We start from the raw sequence: 20,276 nt of genomic DNA, 5'->3' as shown, positions 1-20,276 counted from the left end.
CCGGCTCACCGGTGCCGGGGTGACCAGCCCCTTACGTGGTGATGGCGAGGACTGAACAACGCCTGGACACAGCTACAATCGGGTGGACCAACTAGGTGGTACGCGGCAACTTCTGCTCGTATCATTTGGTTAGTCGCCCCGTAATCGCTGGGCAGCCAAGTTCTATCGGAATCGTGACCGGCCGTGTCGGCAAGGAGGGACGAATGCCACTCTCCGATCATGAGCAGCGCATGCTCGATCAGATCGAGAGCGCTCTCTATGCCGAGGACCCCAAGTTCGCCTCCAGTGTGCGGGGCGGAACTCTGCGGGCCCCCTCCACGCGCAGACGATTGCAGGGCGCGGGCCTGTTTGTGATCGGTCTGGCGATGCTGGTTGCCGGGGTTGCGTTCAAGGCCACGATGATCGGAAGCTTCCCGATTCTGTCGGTGGTGGGCTTCGTGGTGATGTTCGGCGGTGTCGTGTACGCGATCACCGGCCCGCGTGTCGCCGGTGGCCGGGACCGCTCCGGTCCGTCTTCGTCGTCGGGCGGTCAGCGTCAGCGCCGGCCGAAGGGCGGCGGCGGATCGTTCACGAGCCGGATGGAGGATCGCTTCCGGCGTCGTTTCGACGAGTGACCGCCAGCGTCTCGCATACGGGGTAGCCGATCCGGCTGCCCCGTTTTTGTTGCCCCACTTCGCCCCACCGTGCCCTGAACTGGGCGTTTGTGGGCTGCGACGGCACTGCCTGGGGTCCGTAATTGTTTTCGGTGGCAGAAAGTGGTGGAACCGTGCCAAAACGAGGGCGATCTGTGGAGCAAAGTGGGGGATTGTGGGGTATTGTGGCGGTTAACGGAGCGACGGCTCCGGAGGGGCTGGGGCTCCAGCAGGTGTGAAGGAGATGTGCACAGCATGTTTCTCGGCACCTACACGCCCAAGCTCGACGACAAAGGGCGGCTGACACTGCCCGCCAAATTCCGCGACGCACTGGCAGGAGGGCTGATGGTCACCAAGAGCCAAGACCACAGCCTTGCCGTCTACCCGCGCACGGAATTCGAACAGCTGGCCCGGCGGGCTTCGCAGACCTCGCGCAGCAATCCGGAGGCGCGTGCGTTCCTGCGCAACCTGGCGGCCGGCACCGACGAACAGCATCCCGACTCCCAAGGCCGGATCACGCTGTCGGCGGACCACCGCCGCTACGCCAACCTGTCCAAGGAATGCGTGGTGATCGGCGCCGTCGACTTCCTCGAGATCTGGGACGCCCAGGCCTGGCAGGAATACCAGGAGACCCACGAAGAGAACTTCTCCGCGGCCAGCGATGACGCACTCAGCGACATCATCTGAGCTGGCTGCCCAGCCGGAGGTAGCCCGTGCATCGTGGTCTCTGCCCGAACCGACCCTGACGTACTTCCCCAACGCCAGGTTCGCCAGTTCGGACAGGGACCTCGATGCAGGGGCATACCCAGAGTCATCGGGAGGTCCGGTCGTGGTTGACGCATCCGACCACGGGCACATCCCCGTCCTGCTGGACCGCTGCGTCGAAATCCTCGGCCCGGCGCTGACCCGCCCGGGCGCCGTCCTGGTCGACGCGACCCTCGGCGCAGGTGGGCATTCCGAGCGATTCCTGACCGACTTCCCGGAGTTGCGGCTGATCGGCCTGGACCGCGATCCCGCCGCGCTGGCCGGGGCGCGGGCGCGGCTGGCGCCGTTCGCCGATCGGATCACCCTGGTACACACCCGTTACGACGGCATCGCCGACGCACTCGTCGAAGCAGGCTGCGGGACAATCGAATCGGTCGACGGCGTGCTCTTCGATCTCGGTGTCTCGTCGATGCAGCTCGACCAGGCCGAGCGCGGATTCGCCTACTCCAAGGACGCGCCGCTGGACATGCGGATGGACACCGACGCCCCGCTGACCGCCGCGGAAATCCTCAACACCTACGACCGCGCCGAACTGACCGACATCCTGCGCCGCTTCGGCGAGGAGAAATTCGCCCACCGGATCGCCGGGCTGATCGTCGAGCGCCGCCAGCAGGCGCCGCTCACCACGACCGGCGAACTCGTCGAGATCATCTACAAGGGCATCCCGGCTCCCGCGCGGCGGACCGGCGGTCATCCCGCGAAGCGAACCTTCCAAGCGCTGAGGATCGCGGTCAACGCCGAGCTGGAGTCGCTGACGGCGGCCCTGCCCGCGGCGCTGGCCGCGCTACGGACCGGCGGCCGGATCGCGGTGATGTCGTATCAGTCGCTGGAGGACCGGATCGTCAAGACGACATTCGCCGCCGCCACCGCATCCCGCTCGCCGGCGAACCTGCCCGTCGAACTGCCCGGCTACGAACCGGAATTCAGTGCGATCACCCGCGGTGCCGAACGTGCCGGCGCCGACGAAGTCGAACGCAATCCACGCAGTGCCCCGGTTCGATTGCGGGCACTGCAGCGCGTGAAGTCGAGCAACCCGGGACGGGGAGGGAAAAGCTGATGAAGGTGGGGCGCAAGCCGGTTGATTCGATGGATCGCGCAGGGGTCAAACGGGACGGGGCCAAGCGGGACAAGAAGGAACCCAAGAAGTCGGCCAAGAAGAAGGCGGGCGCCGCAACCGCCACCGCGCGCCGCCGCGGCACGGAGGCGCCGGCCCGGGGTGGGCGTGCATCGGCCCGTCGGCCCCACGAGCCGCGCGCCGTGCGGCAGGGCCCGCAGACCGCGCCCGTCGCCCGGCCCACCGAACGCCCGACCCGCGCCAAGAACGTCAATCAGGCCAAGGCGCGCGCGAAGGCGCGTAAGGCCAAGGCGCCCAAGGTCGTCCGGCCGCCACTACGCGAGCGGCTCATCGCCCGCCTGGCCACCATCGACCTGCGCCCGCAGACTCTGGTGGCGAAGGTCCCGTTCGTGGTGCTGGTGATCGGGGCGCTGGGCCTCGGGCTCGGGGTCACGCTGTGGCTGTCCACCGACGCCGCGCAGCGGTCGTACCAGCTGGGCACCGCCCGTTCCACGAATGAGGCGCTGTCGCAGCAGAAAGAAGCCCTCGAACGCGATGTGCTGGAGGCCGAGTCCGCTCCGGCGCTGGCCGAGTCCGCACGCAATCTGGGCATGATCCCGTCCAAGGACACCGCGCATCTGGTGCAGGATCCGACGGGCAACTGGACCGTGGTGGGCAAGCCCAAGCCGGCCGAAGGCGTTCCGCCGCCGCCGCTGAACAGCAAGCTGCCCGACGATAAGCCGCAGCCGCCTGCCGCGCCGGTGCCGGCCCCGGTGGCCGCGCCGAAGCCGGGAAGTTCGCCGGAGGTTCCGGTGCGTGTCGCACCGACTCCGCTCGGTGGTTTGCCGTTGAATGGTGCGATGCCCTTTGGCGTTCCACTGGCGGCGTTGCCAGGCACAGTTCTGGCGCCCGGCGCGCTCGCAGCACCACCCGCCGCGGCGCAGGCACCTCTTCCCGGCACGCTGGCGGTCCCGGCTCAGGCCCCCGCAGCGGTCCCCGCTCCAGCGCCGGCGGCGGTCCCGGCTCCGGTGGACGCCACACCGCCGGCGATGACCCCGGATGTTCCGGTGGCGGCGCCGGCCGATGCACCCGTGCCGCCCGCCGGAGCCGGGCAGTGAGTCGCCGCGAAACCAAGCGGCAGCACACGTCGGCGGTCAAGGCTCAATCGGACAGCGGGCCGGGCCGCCCGGCGAAGGCGCGACGTACTCGCAAGCTGGTCGAGACTGGCAGTCGCACAGCATCATTCGTGTTCCGGCACCGCGCGGGAAATATCGTCATCTTTCTGGCGCTGGGCGTGGCCGCCGCCCAGTTGTTCAACCTCCAGGTGCCTCAGGCCGCCGGCCTGCGTGCCGAGGCCGCAAGCCAGCTCAAGGTGACCGACGTCGAGAAAGCGGTGCGCGGCAGCATCGTCGACCGCAACTTCGACAAGTTGTCGTTCACCATCGAGGCCAGGGCACTGACGTTCCAGCCGGCCAAGATCCGCAAGCAGCTCACCGAGGCCAAGGACAAGTCGCCCGCAGCACCGGACCCCGACAAGCGGCTCACTCAGATCGCCACCGAGGTGGCCGGCAAGCTCGGCAACAAGCCCGACGCGGCCACCCTGCTGAAGAAGTTGCGCAGCAACGAGACTTTCGTCTATCTCGCGCGGGCCGTCGATCCGGCCATCGCCAACGCCATCACCAAGAAGTTCCCCGAGATCGGCGCCGAGCGGCAGGACCTGCGCCAGTACCCCGGCGGTGCGTTGGCGGCCAACATCGTCGGCGGCATCGACTGGGACGGCCACGGCCTGCTCGGTCTCGAGGATTCGATGGACTCGAAGCTGTCGGGCACCGACGGCTCGATCACCTACGACCGCGGCTCCGACGGTGTCGTCATCCCCGGCAGTTACCGCAACAAGCACGACGCCGTCAACGGCGCGACCGTGCAGCTCACTCTCGACGACGACATCCAGTTCTACGTTCAGCAGCAGGTGCAGATGGCCAAGGACGCCTCCGGCGCCAAGGACGTCTCCGCGGTGGTGCTGGATGCGAAAACCGGTGAAGTGCTTGCGATGTCCAATGACAACACCTTCGATCCCAGCCAGGACATCGGGCGCCAGCAGGACAAGCAATTGGGCAACCTGCCGGTCACTTCGCCGTACGAGCCGGGATCGGTGAACAAGATCGTCACCGCCTCGTCGGTGATCGAGTACGGGCTGTCGAACCCCGACGAGGTGCTCCAGGTACCCGGCTCGATCAACATGGGTGGGGTCACCGTCAACGACGCGTGGAACCACGGCACGATGCCGTACACCACCACCGGCGTGTTCGGGAAGTCCTCGAACGTCGGCACACTGATGCTCGCGCAGCGGATCGGGCCGGAGCGCTATTACGACATGCTCGGCAAGTTCGGCCTCGGGCAGCGCACGGGAGTCGGTCTGCCCGGCGAAAGCTCGGGTCTGGTGCCGCCGATCGACCAGTGGTCAGGCAGCACGTTCTCCAATCTGCCCATCGGACAGGGCCTTTCGATGACACTGTTGCAGATGACCGGGATGTACCAGGCGATCGCCAATGACGGGTTGCGAATCCCGCCGCGAATCGTCAAGGCCACCATCGCCGCCGACGGCACCCGCACCGAAGAGCCGCAACCCGCAGGCATTCGCGTCGTTTCCCCTGACACCGCCCGCACCGTGCGGAACATGTTCCGCGCCATCGTCCAGCGCGACCCGATGGGTTACCAGCAGGGCACCGGGGCGCCGGCCGCCGTCGACGGCTATCAGATCGCCGGCAAGACCGGTACCGCGCAGCAGATCAACCCGGCCTGCGGCTGCTATTACAGCGATGTCTATTGGATCACCTTCGCCGGCATGGCGCCCGCCGACGACCCCCGCTACGTCATCGGCATCATGATGAACAACCCGCAGCGCAACCCGGATGGCACACCGGGTCACTCGGCCGCACCGCTGTTCCACAACATCGCGGCCTGGCTGTTGCAGCGGCAGAACGTCCCGCTCTCGGCCGATCCCGGCGCACCGCTGATCCTTCAGGCCACATAGCGAGGCTGCCCAGCTCGCTGGGTAGGGTGACAATCCGATGACCAACGCCCTGCGGCCCCGCACCACGCCGGCGCTGACCCTGCCGACGCTGGCCGCCCGTGTCGGCGCGGTGCCCGCGGCCGGCGGCACCGCCCCCGACGTGCGGGTCACCGGAATCACCCTGCGCGGCCAGGACACGTTGGCCGGTGACCTGTTCGCCGCGTTGCCCGGTTCGTCGGCACACGGCGCCGAATTCGCCAGGGAGGCCATCGCGGGTGGCGCCGTCGCGGTGCTCACCGACGCCGACGGCGTGGCCGTCATCCACCGCCTGGTCGGCCAACCGGCACCCGTCACGGTTCTGGTGCACCCGCAGCCCCGCGCGGTTCTCGGTGAGCTGGCGGCCGCTGTCTACGGCCACCCGTCGGACCGTGTCGTGGTCCTCGGCGTCACCGGCACGTCCGGCAAGACCACCACCACCTACCTAATCGAGGCGGGCTTGAAGTCCGCCGGCCGCGTACCCGGCCTGATCGGCACCGTCGGTGTCCGAATCGCCGGGGACGACGTGCCCAGCGCTCTGACCACCCCGGAAGCCCCGGCTCTGCAGGCGCTGCTGGCCGTGATGGCCGAGCGTGGTGTCGACACCGCGGTCATGGAGGTCTCCAGCCACGCCCTGGAACTCGGCCGCACCGACGGCATCCGCTTCGCGGTCGGCGGGTTCACCAACCTCTCCCGCGACCACCTCGACTTCCATCCGACGATGGCCGCCTATTTCGAGGCCAAGGCCCGGCTGTTCGACCCGGCCTCACCGGCGCACGCCGCCGTCTCGGTGATCTGTGTCGACGACGACGCCGGCCGTGACATGGCCCGCCGCGCCGCCGATGCGGTGACGGTGTCCGCCGACGGTCGCCCGGCGAACTGGCGCGCCGAGGACATCGAGGTGCTCGCCGGCGGCGCCCAGGAGTTCACCGCGGTGGACCCGGCCGGGGTGCACCACCGGCTCCGGATCCGGTTGCCCGGGCATTACAACGTCGCCAACGCGCTGCTGGCGCTGGCGATGCTCGACGCGGTCGGGGTATCACCCGAACAGGCCGCACCGGGGCTGCGCGAGGCATCCGTGCCCGGTCGGCTGGAACCCGTCGAACGCGGGCAGGACTTCCTTGCCGTCGTCGACTACGCGCACAAGCCCGGGGCGCTGCGAGCCGTCCTGGAAGCCCTCAAACCCGCGCAGGGCCGGCTGGCGGTGGTCTTCGGCGCCGGCGGTGACCGCGATCCCGGTAAGCGAGAACCCATGGGCCGCACCGCCGCCGACCTGGCCGACCTGGTGATCGTCACCGACGACAATCCCCGGGGTGAGGATCCCGCGACCATCCGGGCCGCGATCGTGGCAGGCACTCGCGGGGCCGAGGGCGCTGAAATCGTAGAGATCGGGGACCGGCGCGCCGCGATCCGGCATGCGGTGGCCTGGGCCCGGCGTGGCGACGTCGTGGTGATCGCGGGCAAGGGCACACGAGACGGGGCAGACCGCGGCCGGGCACACCCGCCCGTTCGACGACCGCGCCGAACTCGCGGCCGCCCTCGACGCGCGGGGAGCGGGCGAATGATCGCGCTGTCCGTCGCCCAGATCGCCGAGATCGTCGGCGGTGAGCTCGCCGACATCACGCCCGAGGAGGCCGCCGCCCGGTTCGTCACCGGCACCGTCGAATTCGATTCGCGCGCAGTCGGTCCCGGTGGGTTGTTCCTGGCGCTGCCGGGCGCCCGCAGCGACGGTCATGACTTCGCGAAGGCCGCCGCCGCGGCGGGTGCCGCCGCCGTGCTCGCGGCGCGGCCGGTCGGGGTGCCCGCGATCGTGGTGCCGCCGACGCCGGCGACCGACGCCGAGGCCGGGGTGCTCGAACACGACGTGGACGGCTCCGGGGCCGCTGTGCTGGCCGCGCTGGCCCGACTTGCCAAGGCGGTCGCCGCCGAATTGGTGGCCGGTGGGCTGACGATCGTCGGGCTCACCGGGTCCTCGGGCAAGACGTCGACCAAGGATCTGATCGCAGCGGTGCTGCGGCCACTCGGCGAGGTGGTCGCCCCGCCCGGCTCGTTCAACAACGAACTCGGTCATCCGTGGACGGTGCTGCGCGCAACCGAGGACACCGAATATCTGGTCCTGGAGATGTCGGCACGCCATCCCGGCAACATCGCCGCGCTGGCCGACATCGCGCCGCCCTCGATTGCGGTGGTGCTGAACGTCGGGACCGCGCACCTCGGTGAGTTCGGCTCCCGTGAGGTCATCGCGGCAACGAAAGGCGAACTCGTAGAAGCTGTTTCGGCCTCCGGCGTGGCGATCCTGAACGCCGACGACCCACTGGTGGCTGCGATGGCGGACCGGACGGCCGCGCGGGTGGTCCGGGTCGGGCAGTCCGAGACTGCTGATATCCGTGCGTCCGACATCGAGCTCGACGAGCTCGCCCGCCCTCGCTTCACGCTGACTTCACCGGCCGGCCGGGCCGAGGTCCAGCTGGCCGTGCACGGCGAGCACCAGGTGGGCAACGCGCTGTCGGCAGCGGCGGTGGCGTTCGAATGCGGAGCGACGCCCGAGCAGGTGGCGGCCGCGCTGGCGGCCGCCGGCCCGGCCTCGCGGCACCGGATGGAGGTGCACACCCGTTCCGACGGGGTCACCGTCGTCAACGACGCCTACAACGCCAACCCCGATTCGATGAAGGCCGGTCTGCAGGCGCTGGCTGTGATGGCACGCTCGGGTGAACCGCGCCGTAGTTGGGCGGTGCTCGGCGAGATGGCGGAGCTGGGGGAGGAGTCGATAACCGAGCATGATCGTGTCGGCCGACTCGCCGTGCGCTTAGATATCAGTCGACTCGTCGTCGTTGGAACCGGGAGGCCCATGAGCGCCATGCACCACGGGGCGGTCATGGAGGGATCCTGGGGTTCGGAATCCACCATGGTCGCCGACGCCGACGCCGCACTGGCGCTGTTGCGCGCCGAACTGCGGCCCGGTGACGTCGTTCTGGTCAAGGCGTCCAATTCGGCGGGCCTCGGCTCGCTGGCGGAAGCCCTGCTCGCCGAGGGCGAGTCATGAGGTTGATCCTCGTCGCCGTCGCGATCGCGCTGGCGGTCTCGATCCTGCTGACGCCTGCGCTCATCAAGCTGTTCACTCGGCAGGGTTTCGGTCATGAGATCCGCGAGGACGGGCCACCGAGCCACAAGACCAAGCGCGGCACACCCTCGATGGGCGGCGTTGCGATTCTGGTCGGCATCTGGGCCGGCTACTTCGGCACCCACCTGGTAGGCCTCGCGCTCGACGGCGACGGCCCGTCCGCCTCGGGTCTGCTCGTGCTCGGCCTGGCCACGGCGCTCGGCACGGTCGGGTTCGTCGACGACCTGATCAAGATCCGGCGCTCGCGCAACCTCGGCCTGAACAAGACCGCCAAGACCGTCGGGCAGATCACCGCCGCGGTGCTGTTCGGCATTCTGGTGCTGCAGTTCCGGAACTCCGACGGGCTCACCCCGGGCAGCCCCGAGCTGTCGTATGTGCGCGAGATCGCCACTGTCACACTGAGCCCGTTGCTGTTCGTGCTGTTCGCCGTCGTTGTGGTCAGCGCGTGGTCCAACGCGGTGAATTTCACCGACGGTCTCGACGGGCTGGCGGGCGGCAGCATGGCCATGGTCAGCGCCGCCTACGTGCTGATCACGTTCTGGCAGTACCGCAACGCCTGCGCGACGGCCCCCGGACTGGGCTGCTACAACGTGCGCGACCCGCTGGATCTGGCGCTGCTGGCGGCGGCCACCGCCGGGGCGTGCATCGGTTTTCTGTGGTGGAATGCCGCGCCGGCCAAGATCTTCATGGGCGACACCGGGTCGCTGGCGCTGGGCGGCATGATCGCCGGGCTGTCGGTGACCAGCCGCACCGAGGTGCTGGCGGTCGTGCTCGGCGCGCTGTTCGTGGCCGAGGTGACCTCGGTGGTGGTCCAGATCCTGGCCTTCCGGACCACCGGCCGCCGGGTGTTCCGAATGGCGCCGTTCCACCACCATTTCGAATTGGTCGGCTGGGCGGAGACGACCGTGATCATCCGGTTCTGGCTGCTCACCGCGATCGCCTGCGGGCTGGGTGTGGCCCTGTTCTACGGCGAGTGGCTGTCGGCCATCGGGGCCTGACGTGCCCGGGCTCGAACCGCTGACGTCGGGGGCGCAGGTGCTGGTGGCGGGCGCCCGGGTCACCGGGCGTGCGGTGGTGTCGGCGCTGGCGTCGTTCGATGTGCACATCGAGGTCTGCGACGACAACGCGGAGTCGCTGAAAGCGTTGGCCGACAACGGTATTGGCACGATCACTCCGGCCGCCGCGGTCGCGTCGATCGATGGCTACGCCCTCGTCGTCACCAGCCCGGGCTTCCCGCCGACCGCCCCGGTCCTGGCCGCGGCCGCCGCCGCCGGGGTCCCGATCTGGGGCGACGTCGAACTGGCCTGGCGACTCGACGCCGCCGGTCACTACGGGCCGCCGCGGCGCTGGCTGGTGGTCACCGGCACCAACGGCAAGACCACCACGACCTCGATGCTGCACGCCATGCTGGTCGCCGACGGCCGCCGTGCGGCGCTGTGCGGCAACATCGGCGACCCGGTGCTCGACGTGCTCGGCGAGCCGGTCGATGTGCTGGCCGTGGAACTGTCCAGCTTCCAGCTGTTCTGGGCGCCGTCGCTGCGCCCCGAGGCGGGCGTGGTGCTCAACGTGGCCGAGGACCACCTGGACTGGCACGGATCGATGGATGCCTACGCCAGTGCCAAGGCGCGAGTGCTCGATGGCCGGGTGGCGGTGGTCGGGATCGACGATCCGGTCGCGGCCGGCCTGCTGCCGCACGCCGCCGCACCCGTCAAGGTGGGTTTCCGGCTGGGGGAGCCGACAGCAGGGGAGCTCGGCGTCCGACACGGCATGCTCGTCGACCGCGCGTTCGGCGGAGACCTCGACCTCGCACCTGTCGCCTCGATCCCGGTTGCCGGCCCGGTCGGGGTTCTCGACGCACTCGGCGCGGCCGCGCTGGCCCGCGCCGTCGGCGTCGCGCCCGCCTCGATCGCCGACGCACTTGCGCACTTCCGGGTCGGCCGCCACCGTGCCGAACGGGTTGCTGTCGTCGACGGCGTGGCGTACGTCGACGACTCGAAGGCGACCAACCCGCATGCGGCGCAGGCGTCGATCACCGCCTACCCGCGAGTGGTGTGGGTGGCAGGCGGCCTGCTCAAGGGCGCCTCCGTCGACGAACTGGTCGTCCGGGCCGCGGATCGGCTGGCCGGTGCGGTGCTGATCGGGCAGGACCGCGCGGTGGTTGCCGAGGCGTTATCGCGACACGCGCCCGATGTCCCCGTCATCGAGGTGGTGACGCGGGAGGATGCTGTGGTGCATGAGACCAATGAGTCAGGTGTTACTCACGAGACTCGAGTGGTCGACGCCTCCGCTCCGGGCCTGGGCGCCCGGGTGATGACCGAGGTCGTTGCCGCCGCCGCCAGCCTGGCCCGCACCGGCGATACGGTGTTGCTGGCCCCCGCCGGCGCGTCGTTCGACCAGTTCGCCGGCTACGCCGACCGTGGCGACGCGTTCGCCACCGCCGTGCGCGCCGCGGCCCGGTAGACGCCGTGGCCAAGATGCTGTCCCGGCTGCGCCGTCGTGGCTGGTCGGATGCCGCCGACATCACACCCGACACCGATGCGGTCGAGCCGACGGACGCCACCGACGCCGAGGTCACCACCACGCCGGTAGCTGTGGCCGCGGCGCCCGCCAAGAACCGGTTCGAGGTGCACCGCAGGTTCGGCGCCTGGCTGGGCCGGCCGATGACGTCGTTCCACCTGATCATCTCGGTGGCCGCGCTGCTGGTCACCCTCGGTCTCACGATGGTGCTGTCCGCGTCCGGGGTGCACTCCTACGACGAGGACGGCTCACCCTGGGCGATCTTCGGCCGCCAGGTGATGTGGACGATCCTGGGCCTGTTCGCCTGCTGGATTGCACTGCGGCTGCCGGTCAGGTTCCTGCGCCGCACCGCGTTCTCCGCATTCGCGATCACGATCGTCATGCTGGTGCTGGTGCTGATCCCGGGCATCGGCCACGAGTCCAATGGTTCTCGCGGCTGGTTCGTCGTCGCCGGCTTGTCGATGCAGCCCTCGGAGCTCACCAAGATCGCGTTCGCGATCTGGGGCGCGCACCTGCTGGCGACCCGCCGCCTGGAGCACGCCTCGCTGCGCGAACTGCTGATCCCGCTCATCCCGGCGGCTGTCGTTGCGCTGGTGCTGATCGTCGCCCAGCCCGACCTGGGGCAGACCGTGTCGCTGGGCATCATCCTGCTGGCGCTGCTCTGGTATGCCGGCCTGCCGCTGAAGGTGTTCGTCACCTCGCTCGGGGCGGCGGTTGCCGCCGCCGCCGTACTGGCGGTCTCCGAGGGCTACCGCTCTGACCGGGTGCGGTCCTGGCTGGATCCCGGCGCCGATGCGCAGGGGTCGGGATACCAGGCCCGTCAGGCCAAGTTCGCGCTGGCCAACGGTGGCGTCTTCGGCGACGGGCTCGGCCAGGGCACCGCGAAGTGGAACTACCTGCCCAACGCCCACAACGACTTCATCTTCGCGATCATCGGCGAGGAGCTGGGCTTCGTGGGGGCCTTCGGGCTGCTGGCGCTGTTCGGGTTGTTCGCCTACACCGGCATGCGGATCGCCCGGCGCTCGGCCGATCCGTTCCTGCGGCTGCTGACCGCGTCGGCGACCATGTGGGTGGTCGGCCAGGTCTTCATCAACGTCGGTTACGTCATCGGCCTGCTGCCGGTCACGGGTATCCAGCTGCCGCTCATCTCGGCGGGCGGAACATCCACGGCAACAACACTTTTCATGATCGGTCTGATGGCCAATGCCGCCCGTCACGAACCCGAGGCGGTGGCCGCCCTGCGGGCCGGCCGCGAAGACCGGATGAACCGGATTCTGCGGCTGCCGTTGCCCGAGCCCTACGTACCCTCGCGGGTGGAGGCGGTGCGCGACCGGTTGCGCACCAAGTCCGGGACCCCGAAGTCCGCCAAACCGGCCAAGGCCGCCCGGCCGGAGAAAAAGCCTGCCAAGAAACCGGCCCGCAAACCCCAAGCCGCCCGAGACCGCGCCGCTGTCGGCGCAAAAAGCCGGACGGCCAAGCGACCCACCCGGCGCTCAGGGCATCATGGTGACGCTCCGCGTAACAGCGCGCAGCATCCGGATCCGGGGAGCAGCCGCGCACGGCGGTCGCGCACATTGGAAGGTCAGCGTTACGGGTGAGTGTCTCGGTGTCGGTCGTCCTTGCTGGTGGAGGCACCGCAGGGCATGTCGAACCGGCAATGGCGGTGGCTGACGCACTGAGGGCCCTGGATCCCGACGTCCGGATCACCGCGCTGGGGACCCCGCGCGGGCTGGAGACCCGGTTGGTACCCGACCGGGGCTACGATCTCGAACTGATCACCCCCGTTCCGCTGCCGCGCAAACTCAGCGGTGACCTGGTGCGATTGCCGCTGCGAGTCCGTCGCGCGGTGCGGGAAACCCGGGCCGTGCTCGACGACGTCGACGCCGACGTGGTGATCGGCTTCGGCGGTTACGTGGCTGTTCCCGCCTACCTGGCCGCACGTCGTCGCGTTCCGGTCGTCGTGCACGAGGCCAACGCGCGCGCCGGTATCGCGAACAAGCTCGGCGCCCGTACCGCGCGCAAGGTGCTGGCGGCGGTGCCCGGCTCGGGACTGCGGCACGCCGAGGTGGTGGGCATGCCGGTGCGCGCGTCGATCAGCTCGCTGGATCGCGTCGCTTTGCGTGCCCAGGCCCGCGAGCACTTCGGCTTCGCCGATGACGCGACCGTGCTGCTGGTGTTCGGTGGCTCGCAGGGCGCGGCGTCGATCAACCGCGCGGTATCGGCGGCCGCGGGCGAGCTGGCCGCCGCCGGGATCTCGGTCCTGCATGCGCACGGGCCGAAGAACTCCCTCGACCTGCGCAGCCCGCAGCCCGGCGATCCGCCCTACGTCGCGGTGCCGTACCTGGACCGGATGGACCTGGCGTACGCCGCCGCCGACCTGGCCATCTGCCGGTCCGGTGCGATGACGGTGGCCGAGGTCGCCGCGGTCGGCTTGCCCGCCGTCTACGTGCCGCTGCCGATCGGCAACGGCGAGCAGCGGCTCAATGCGCTGCCCGTGGTCGACCCCGGCGGCGGGCTGCTGGTCGACGATGCGCAGCTCACCGGAGACTTCGTCGCCCGCGAGGTGGTCGGTCTTCTGACCGACGCGCCGCGCCTGCAGGCGATGACGGCGGCGGCCGCGCGGGTCGGGCACCGGGACGCGGCGCAACGGGTGGCCGAGGTGGCCCTGGACATCGCGCGGGAGGGCCGCCGATGACCGCGCCGAAGGGGCCCAGGGAACTGCCGCCGGAATTGCAGCGGGTGCACATGGTCGGCATCGGCGGCGCGGGGATGTCCGGGATCGCCCGGATCCTGCTGGACCGCGGCGGTCTGGTGTCGGGATCCGACGCCAAGGAGTCGCGCGGTGTCGTCGCGTTGCGAGCGCGCGGCGCGGTGATCAGCATCGGCCACGACGCCGGGAATCTCGATCTGCTGCCGGGCGGTCCGACGGCGGTGATCACCACCCATGCCGCGATCCCGAAGACCAACCCCGAGCTCGTCGAGGCGCGTAAGCGGGCGATCCCGGTGATCCTGCGCCCGGTGGTGCTGGCCAAGCTGATGGCCGGCTTCCGCACGCTGATGGTCACCGGCACGCATGGCAAGACCACGACGACCTCGATGTTGATCGTCGCGCTGCAGCATGCCGGGCTGGACCCGTCGTTCGCCGTTGGCGGCGACCTCGGTGAGGCAGGTACGAACGCGCACAACGGAAGTGGCGATTGCTTCGTCGCCGAGGCCGACGAAAGCGACGGCTCGCTGCTCGAGTACACCCCCGATGTGGCGGTGGTGACCAATATCGAGGCCGACCATCTCGACTTCTTCGGCAGCGTCGAGGCCTACAGCGAGGTGTTCGACGCGTTCGTCGAGCGGCTGGCCCCCGGCGGCGCTCTGGTGGTGTGCGCCGACGACCCGGGTGCGGCCGCGTTGGCCGAACGCAGTGCGGCACTGGGGGTTCGGGTGCTGCGCTACGGTGGGGGCGCCGATGACGGTTTGGCGGGTGCGCTGGTCGGCTGGGAGCAGCACGGCACCGGCGCGGTGGCCACAATCCAGCTGGCCGGCGAGGCGCACCAGCGGGTGATGCGGCTGGCGGTGCCGGGCCGGCACATGGCGCTCAACGCCCTGGCCGCGTTGCTGGCCGCGGTCGAGGGCGGTGCCCCGGTCGACGAGGTACTCGACGGGCTGGCCGGCTTCGAAGGCGTGCGACGGCGGTTCGAGCTGGTCGGGACTGCCAACGGGGTTCGGGTCTTCGACGACTATGCCCATCATCCGACCGAGGTCAGGGCCGCGCTGACCGCGCTGCGAGCGGTCGCCCAGCAGGATCGCACCGGGCACCCGACGATCGTCGGCGCCCGCAGCATCGTGGTGTTCCAACCGCACTTGTATTCGCGCACAAAGACTTTCGCCCGTGACTTCGGCACCGCATTGGACATCGCCGACGAGGTATTCGTACTCGACGTCTACGCCGCACGTGAACAGCCGATCGCCGGGATCAGCGGGGCGACGGTCGCCCAGCACGTCAGCGTCCCGGTGCACTACGTCGCCGACTTCTCGGCGGTGGCCGCGCAGGTGGCGGCGGCGGCCCGCCCGGGTGATGTCGTGGTCACCATGGGTGCCGGGGACGTGACGATGCTGGGACAGGAGATCCTGACGGCATTGCAGGCCAAGGCGAATCGCTCGTGGTGAGCGAAGACGGGGCCGAGGGGCCGCCCATCCTGCCCAAACCGACAGATGGCAGTGAAAGTGCGAGTGACGACGCGCAGAACGTCGATCTCGACGACGACAAGCACGAAGGCCCCCGCATGCGGGAGCGCCGCGAGCGTGCCGAGCGCCGTGCCGCACAGGCCCGTGCGACCGCAATCGAAGAGGCCCGCCGCGAGGCCAAACGGCGGGTGCACGGTCAGCCGGTGGAGTCGCCGAAAGCCTTGGGCAAGAGGACCGTTCGAGGCCTGAGGCTGTTGGTCTGGCTGATCGTGCTGACGATCATCAGCGTGGGTCTGGGGCTGATCCTCTATTTCACGCCGGCCATGTCGGCGCGCTCGCTGGTGATCACCGGGATCGGTGCGGTGACTCGCGAGGAGGTCGTCGACGCCGCGAAGGTCAAGTTGGGTACGCCACTGCTGCAGGTCAACACCGACCAGGTGGCGGATCGGGTGGCCGGTATCCGGCGGGTGGCCAGCGCGCGGGTGCAGCGCGAGTATCCGTCCACGTTGCGGATCACGATCGTCGAGCGCATCCCGATCGTGGTGAAGGACTATCCCGACGGACCGCACCTGTTCGACCGCGACGGCGTGGATTTCGCGACCGCTCCGCCGCCGCCCGGACTGCCTTATATCGACGTTGACCGCCCCGGCCCGAGCGACCCGCCCACGCGTGCCGCGCTCGAGGTGATGACGGCGTTGCGCCCGGAGGTCGTGGCGCAGGTGAGCCGGGTGGCTGCGCCGTCGGTCGCGTCGGTGACGCTGACGCTGACCGACGGCCGCACGGCGGTGTGGGGCACGACGGACCGTACCGAGGAGAAGGCGGAGAAGCTGGCCGCGCTGCTCACTCAGCCCGGCAAGGTCTACGACGTGTCCAGCCCGGATCTGCCGACGGTGAAGTGAGAAATTCGCTCGCGACACCCCGGCGCGCCTCCCACATCCAGCCCCCACCGGCCATACCGTTCTGTTCACACGGCACTACTTGACATAACTCTAAATCTCTGGTTGAGGTTTAGGGTTTGCCGGGAAGAGTCGTAGAGACCCGATCCCCACCTGGGAGGAAGACAGACGATGACCCCCCCGCATAACTACCTCGCCGTCATCAAGGTCGTTGGCATCGGCGGCGGCGGCGTCAACGCCGTCAACCGAATGATCGAGCAGGGACTCAAGGGCGTGGAGTTCATCGCGATCAACACCGACGCGCAAGCGCTGTTGATGAGCGACGCCGACGTCAAGCTCGACGTCGGCCGTGAATCGACCCGCGGTCTCGGCGCCGGCGCCGACCCCGAGGTCGGCCGTAAGGCTGCCGAGGACGCCAAGGACGAGATCGAGGAACTGCTGCGCGGCGCCGACATGGTCTTCGTCACCGCAGGTGAGGGCGGCGGCACGGGTACCGGCGGCGCACCCGTCGTCGCCAACATCGCCCGCAAGCTGGGCGCGCTGACCGTCGGTGTGGTGACCCGGCCGTTCTCCTTCGAGGGCAAACGCCGCTCCAACCAGGCCGAGAACGGCATCCAGGCGTTGCGCGAGAGCTGCGACACCCTGATCGTCATCCCCAATGACCGGCTGCTGCAGATGGGCGACGCCCAGGTCTCGCTGATGGATGCCTTCCGCAGCGCCGACGAGGTACTGCTCAACGGTGTCCAGGGCATCACCGACCTGATCACCACCCCCGGCCTGATCAACGTCGACTTCGCCGACGTCAAGGGCGTCATGAGCGGGGCGGGCACCGCGCTGATGGGCATCGGCTCGGCCCGCGGTGACGGCCGCGCGCTCAAGGCCGCCGAGATCGCGATCAACTCCCCGCTGCTGGAAGCGTCGATGGAGGGCGCCCAGGGCGTGCTGCTGTCGGTGGCCGGCGGCAGCGACCTCGGTCTGTTCGAGATCAACGAGGCCGCCTCGCTGGTCCAAGAGGCCGCGCACGCCGAGGCCAACATCATCTTCGGCACCGTGATCGACGATTCGCTCGGTGACGAGGTGCGCGTGACCGTGATCGCCGCCGGCTTCGAGTCGGCCACCCCGAGCCGCAAGCCGGTGGTCGGTACCCCGACGACCGGCCAGGGGATCGTTCCCGGTGCGGCAGGCAAGCTCAGCTCCTCGCTCTTCGATCCGAGCGATCCCGCCAGCGTGCCGGTGCACACCAACGGCGCGACGGTCAGCATCGGCGGTGGCGACGACGGCGGTATCTCCGACGACGACGTCGACGTGCCGCCGTTCATGCGGCACTGACCCGTTCGGCACCCCCGCAATACTGGGTCTGTGACTGTTCGCATCCGTCGCGTGACCACCACCCGCGCCGGTGGTGTCTCGGCGCCGCCGTTCGACACCTTCAACCTCGGTGATCACGTGGGCGACGATCCGAAAGCCGTTGCGGCCAATCGGAAACGGCTGGCCGCCGCGATCGGGCTGGCCGAGGACCACGTGGTGTGGATGAACCAGACCCACAGCGATCATGTAGCCCTCGTCGATGGGCCTCGTACCGATGCCGTCGACGACACCGACGCGCTGGTGACCACGACGCCGCAGTTGGCGCTCGCCGTGGTGACCGCCGATTGCGTGCCTGTGCTGATGTCCGACGCCCGCGCCGGGGTGGTGGCCGCCGTCCACGCCGGACGGGTGGGTGCCGCCGACGGTGTGGTGCTGCGGACCCTGGAGACCATGTTGGCCAATGGCGCGCACACGCAGGACATCTCGGTGTTGCTGGGCCCGGCCGTCAGCGGCGCCAACTATGAGGTGCCCGCGCAGATGGCAGCCGACGTCGAAGCGCGGCTGCCCGGCAGCCGGACTCGGACCGCCAAAGGCACACCGGGGCTGGACCTGCGGGCGGGGATCGCCCGGCAGTTGATCGATGCCGGTGTGGAAGCCATCGACGCCGACCCGCGCTGCACGGTGACCGACCCGAAGTTGTTCAGCCACCGTCGTGATGCCCCGACCGGTCGACTCGCCTGTCTGGTGTGGATGGAATGACCGACCGGGAAGCCGAGCTCGCCACCGCGCTGGCCGCGCTGCAGGACCGGCTCTCGGCCGCCGCACGGGATGCCGGCCGGGATGTCGACGAGATCGACCTGCTGCCGATCACCAAGTTCTTCCCGGCCACCGACGTCGCGATCTTGTGGCGGCTGGGCTGCCGGACGTTCGGCGAATCCCGCGAACAGGAAGCTTCGGCCAAGATCGCCGAATTCACCGACCTCACCGCAGCACGTGACGTCCGCTGGCACATGGTCGGCCAGATCCAGCGCAACAAGGCCAAGGCAATTGCGGGATGGGCGGACACAGTCCACTCGCTGAGCACGGCGAAGGTGGCCGCCGCGCTGGATCGCGGTGCCGCGCACGCCATCGACGAGGGCATCCGGACCGCACCCGTCAACGTCTTCATCCAGATCAGCCTCGACGGCGACACCTCCCGCGGCGGTGTGGACATCGGCGATTCAGGCGCGGTGGACGAATTGTGCGCACAGGTCGCGCAAGCCGGGGGATTGCGGCTGACCGGGTTGATGGCCATCCCGCCACTGGGTGCCGACCCCGACACGGCGTTCGCGGCGCTGGCCGAAGAGCACCGCCGGATATTGGTCAATCACCCGGAGGCGACAGCGTTGTCGGCGGGGATGTCGGGTGACCTGGAAGCGGCGGTGCGACACGGATCAACGTGTGTGCGTGTCGGAACCGCGCTTATGGGACAACGTCCTCTAACGTCTCCCTGAGTAGTCACTCCAGTCACATCTTCATCACAGACACCGAACTTCACGGCTTCAGAAGGGTCCAGCGATGAGCACTCTCCACAAGGTCAAGGCCTACTTCGGTATGGCTCCGATGGACGACTATGACGACGAGTACTACGACGATGACGACCGCGGCGCTCACCGCGGTTACGCCCGCCGTGAGCGCTTCGCCGACGACGAGTACGAGCGTCCGGGTCGCTACGAGGACCGCGACCCCCGGATGGGTCGCGAGTACGACGACCCGCGTGAGGCCGACTACGCGCCGACGGGCGGCTTCCGCGCCCAGTACGGCGACGAGCCGCGGTTCCGCCCGCGGGAATTCGAGCACCCCCACGACATGCCGCGCGCCTCGCGGTTCGGCGCGCTGCGCGGCTCGACCCGTGGCGCCCTGGCGATGGACCCTCGCCGGATGGCCGAACTGTTCGAGGCCGGCAGCCCGCTGTCGAAGATCACCACGCTGCGCCCCAAGGACTACAGCGAGGCCCGCACCATCGGTGAGCGCTTCCGCGACGGCCAGCCGGTGATCATGGACCTGGTCTCGATGGACAACGCCGACGCCAAGCGGCTCGTCGACTTCGCCGCCGGCCTGGCCTTCGCGCTGCGGGGGTCCTTCGACAAGGTGGCAACGAAGGTGTTCCTGCTCTCGCCGGCCGACGTCGACGTCAGCGCCGAGGAGCGCCGCCGGATCGCCGAAGCGGGTTTCTACAGCTACCAGTAAGCAGGCCGGGTGCTCGGCGTCGAGGGGCGCCGACAGACTTAGGTAGGCTGACTGCGTCGCGCTGGCCCCAAACCAGCGATGTCGGCAATGTCACATCCGCTGTTGATTAAGGACCGGCTCTAGTTGTCGCTGTTCTTCGAAATTCTGGGCTTCGCGCTGTTTGTGTTCTGGCTGCTCCTGATCGCCCGGGTCGTCGTCGAGTTCATCCGGTCGTTCAGCCGGGACTGGCACCCGCGGGGTGTAACCGTGGTGATCCTCGAATTGATCATGACGATCACCGACCCACCGGTGAAGCTGCTACGTCGACTTATTCCGCAGTTGACCATCGGCGCGGTCCGGTTCGACCTGTCGATCATGGTGCTGCTGCTGGTGGCGTTCATCGGAATGCAGCTGGCATTCGGCGCTGCCGCCTGAGGGCGGGAAAAATACCTCATTGAGTCGTGAATCGCGATTAGCCACGCCGTGCGAGTGGTATCGAAAGATTGAAAATCGCTCTTATTTATCGGACTGACGGTTCTGGTGTGAC

The 20,276-nt window shown here is 69.2% G+C and carries 17 protein-coding genes and 1 pseudogene; all 18 read left to right on the top strand.

Annotated features, from left to right (window positions below):
• The first annotated feature begins 203 nt into the window (after positions 1 to 203).
• The 18 genes and pseudogenes from AB431_RS18655 to AB431_RS18575 all read left to right on the top strand — a co-directional run bounded on the left by AB431_RS18655 (position 204) and on the right by AB431_RS18575 (position 20,164).
• Positions 204 to 614: a DUF3040 domain-containing protein gene (locus AB431_RS18655; protein WP_047333565.1), complete on the top strand. Its 411-nt coding sequence runs from the start codon at positions 204 to 206 to the stop codon at positions 612 to 614.
• Between the two features lie 273 nt (positions 615 to 887).
• Positions 888 to 1,319: a division/cell wall cluster transcriptional repressor MraZ gene (mraZ, locus tag AB431_RS18650; RefSeq protein WP_047331190.1), complete on the top strand. Its 432-nt coding sequence runs from the start codon at positions 888 to 890 to the stop codon at positions 1,317 to 1,319.
• Complete coding sequence (gene rsmH / locus AB431_RS18645; RefSeq protein WP_082135730.1) at positions 1,294 to 2,454, top strand: 16S rRNA (cytosine(1402)-N(4))-methyltransferase RsmH; 1,161 nt, start codon at positions 1,294 to 1,296, stop codon at positions 2,452 to 2,454. Before mraZ ends, rsmH begins: the two co-directional genes overlap by 26 nt.
• Positions 2,454 to 3,569, top strand: a complete 1,116-nt coding sequence (locus tag AB431_RS18640) for a hypothetical protein (RefSeq protein WP_047331188.1) — start codon at positions 2,454 to 2,456, stop codon at positions 3,567 to 3,569. The genes rsmH and AB431_RS18640 overlap by 1 nt, the downstream gene beginning before the upstream one ends.
• Positions 3,566 to 5,485 (top strand): penicillin-binding protein 2, encoded by a 1,920-nt coding sequence (locus tag AB431_RS18635; protein ID WP_047331187.1) that lies wholly within the window; start codon positions 3,566 to 3,568, stop codon positions 5,483 to 5,485. The genes AB431_RS18640 and AB431_RS18635 overlap by 4 nt, the downstream gene beginning before the upstream one ends.
• Before the next feature lie 37 nt (positions 5,486 to 5,522).
• Positions 5,523 to 7,065: pseudogene (locus tag AB431_RS30045) on the top strand (UDP-N-acetylmuramoyl-L-alanyl-D-glutamate--2,6-diaminopimelate ligase).
• Complete coding sequence (murF, locus tag AB431_RS18630; protein ID WP_047333564.1) at positions 7,062 to 8,543, top strand: UDP-N-acetylmuramoyl-tripeptide--D-alanyl-D-alanine ligase; 1,482 nt, start codon at positions 7,062 to 7,064, stop codon at positions 8,541 to 8,543. The pseudogene AB431_RS30045 and the gene murF overlap by 4 nt, the downstream one beginning before the upstream one ends.
• Positions 8,540 to 9,619: a phospho-N-acetylmuramoyl-pentapeptide-transferase gene (gene mraY / locus AB431_RS18625; protein WP_047331186.1), complete on the top strand. Its 1,080-nt coding sequence runs from the start codon at positions 8,540 to 8,542 to the stop codon at positions 9,617 to 9,619. The genes murF and mraY overlap by 4 nt, the downstream gene beginning before the upstream one ends.
• A 1-nt stretch (position 9,620) precedes the next feature.
• Complete coding sequence (gene murD / locus AB431_RS18620) at positions 9,621 to 11,081, top strand: UDP-N-acetylmuramoyl-L-alanine--D-glutamate ligase (RefSeq protein ID WP_047331185.1); 1,461 nt, start codon at positions 9,621 to 9,623, stop codon at positions 11,079 to 11,081.
• A 14-nt stretch (positions 11,082 to 11,095) separates the two neighbouring features.
• Complete coding sequence (gene ftsW, locus AB431_RS18615) at positions 11,096 to 12,736, top strand: putative lipid II flippase FtsW (RefSeq protein WP_082135914.1); 1,641 nt, start codon at positions 11,096 to 11,098, stop codon at positions 12,734 to 12,736.
• Positions 12,712 to 13,833: an undecaprenyldiphospho-muramoylpentapeptide beta-N-acetylglucosaminyltransferase gene (gene murG, locus AB431_RS18610; RefSeq protein WP_082135728.1), complete on the top strand. Its 1,122-nt coding sequence runs from the start codon at positions 12,712 to 12,714 to the stop codon at positions 13,831 to 13,833. The genes ftsW and murG overlap by 25 nt, the downstream gene beginning before the upstream one ends.
• The gene (gene murC / locus AB431_RS18605; RefSeq protein WP_047331184.1) at positions 13,830 to 15,299 is read left to right on the top strand and encodes a UDP-N-acetylmuramate--L-alanine ligase; all 1,470 of its coding nucleotides are present in this window, start codon (positions 13,830 to 13,832) and stop codon (positions 15,297 to 15,299) included. The genes murG and murC overlap by 4 nt, the downstream gene beginning before the upstream one ends.
• A complete protein-coding gene (locus tag AB431_RS18600; protein WP_082135727.1) occupies positions 15,269 to 16,216 on the top strand; it encodes a cell division protein FtsQ/DivIB in 948 nt (315 codons plus the stop codon). The genes murC and AB431_RS18600 overlap by 31 nt, the downstream gene beginning before the upstream one ends.
• Before the next feature lie 168 nt (positions 16,217 to 16,384).
• Positions 16,385 to 17,542 carry a cell division protein FtsZ gene (gene ftsZ, locus AB431_RS18595; protein WP_047331182.1) on the top strand — a complete coding sequence of 386 codons (1,158 nt, stop codon included), beginning with the start codon at positions 16,385 to 16,387 and terminating at the stop codon, positions 17,540 to 17,542.
• 30 nt (positions 17,543 to 17,572) lie between these two features.
• A complete protein-coding gene (gene pgeF / locus AB431_RS18590; RefSeq protein WP_047331181.1) occupies positions 17,573 to 18,280 on the top strand; it encodes a peptidoglycan editing factor PgeF in 708 nt (235 codons plus the stop codon).
• Positions 18,277 to 19,014 (top strand): YggS family pyridoxal phosphate-dependent enzyme, encoded by a 738-nt coding sequence (locus tag AB431_RS18585; RefSeq protein WP_047331180.1) that lies wholly within the window; start codon positions 18,277 to 18,279, stop codon positions 19,012 to 19,014. Before pgeF ends, AB431_RS18585 begins: the two co-directional genes overlap by 4 nt.
• A 64-nt stretch (positions 19,015 to 19,078) precedes the next feature.
• Positions 19,079 to 19,750, top strand: a complete 672-nt coding sequence (locus AB431_RS18580) for a cell division protein SepF (RefSeq protein WP_047331179.1) — start codon at positions 19,079 to 19,081, stop codon at positions 19,748 to 19,750.
• 123 nt (positions 19,751 to 19,873) lie between these two features.
• Positions 19,874 to 20,164: a YggT family protein gene (locus tag AB431_RS18575; RefSeq protein WP_047331178.1), complete on the top strand. Its 291-nt coding sequence runs from the start codon at positions 19,874 to 19,876 to the stop codon at positions 20,162 to 20,164.
• The last annotated feature ends 112 nt before the right edge of the window (positions 20,165 to 20,276 follow it).

The organism is Mycobacterium sp. EPa45 (assembly GCF_001021385.1).
In the GTDB taxonomy this organism is placed as follows: domain Bacteria; phylum Actinomycetota; class Actinomycetes; order Mycobacteriales; family Mycobacteriaceae; genus Mycobacterium.
The sequence above is the reverse complement of the archived record's forward strand: the minus strand, read 5'-3'. Positions and strand labels throughout refer to the sequence as shown.

Coding starts and splice junctions, on each gene's coding strand:
- AB431_RS18655 (WP_047333565.1), top strand. CDS start 204: ATGCCACTCTCCGATCATGAGCAGCGCATGCTCGATCAGATCGAGAGC.
- mraZ (WP_047331190.1), top strand. CDS start 888: ATGTTTCTCGGCACCTACACGCCCAAGCTCGACGACAAAGGGCGGCTG.
- rsmH (WP_082135730.1), top strand. CDS start 1,294: ATGACGCACTCAGCGACATCATCTGAGCTGGCTGCCCAGCCGGAGGTA.
- AB431_RS18640 (WP_047331188.1), top strand. CDS start 2,454: ATGAAGGTGGGGCGCAAGCCGGTTGATTCGATGGATCGCGCAGGGGTC.
- murF (WP_047333564.1), top strand. CDS start 7,062: ATGATCGCGCTGTCCGTCGCCCAGATCGCCGAGATCGTCGGCGGTGAG.
- mraY (WP_047331186.1), top strand. CDS start 8,540: ATGAGGTTGATCCTCGTCGCCGTCGCGATCGCGCTGGCGGTCTCGATC.
- ftsW (WP_082135914.1), top strand. CDS start 11,096: ATGCTGTCCCGGCTGCGCCGTCGTGGCTGGTCGGATGCCGCCGACATC.
- murC (WP_047331184.1), top strand. CDS start 13,830: ATGACCGCGCCGAAGGGGCCCAGGGAACTGCCGCCGGAATTGCAGCGG.
- ftsZ (WP_047331182.1), top strand. CDS start 16,385: ATGACCCCCCCGCATAACTACCTCGCCGTCATCAAGGTCGTTGGCATC.
- AB431_RS18585 (WP_047331180.1), top strand. CDS start 18,277: ATGACCGACCGGGAAGCCGAGCTCGCCACCGCGCTGGCCGCGCTGCAG.
- AB431_RS18580 (WP_047331179.1), top strand. CDS start 19,079: ATGAGCACTCTCCACAAGGTCAAGGCCTACTTCGGTATGGCTCCGATG.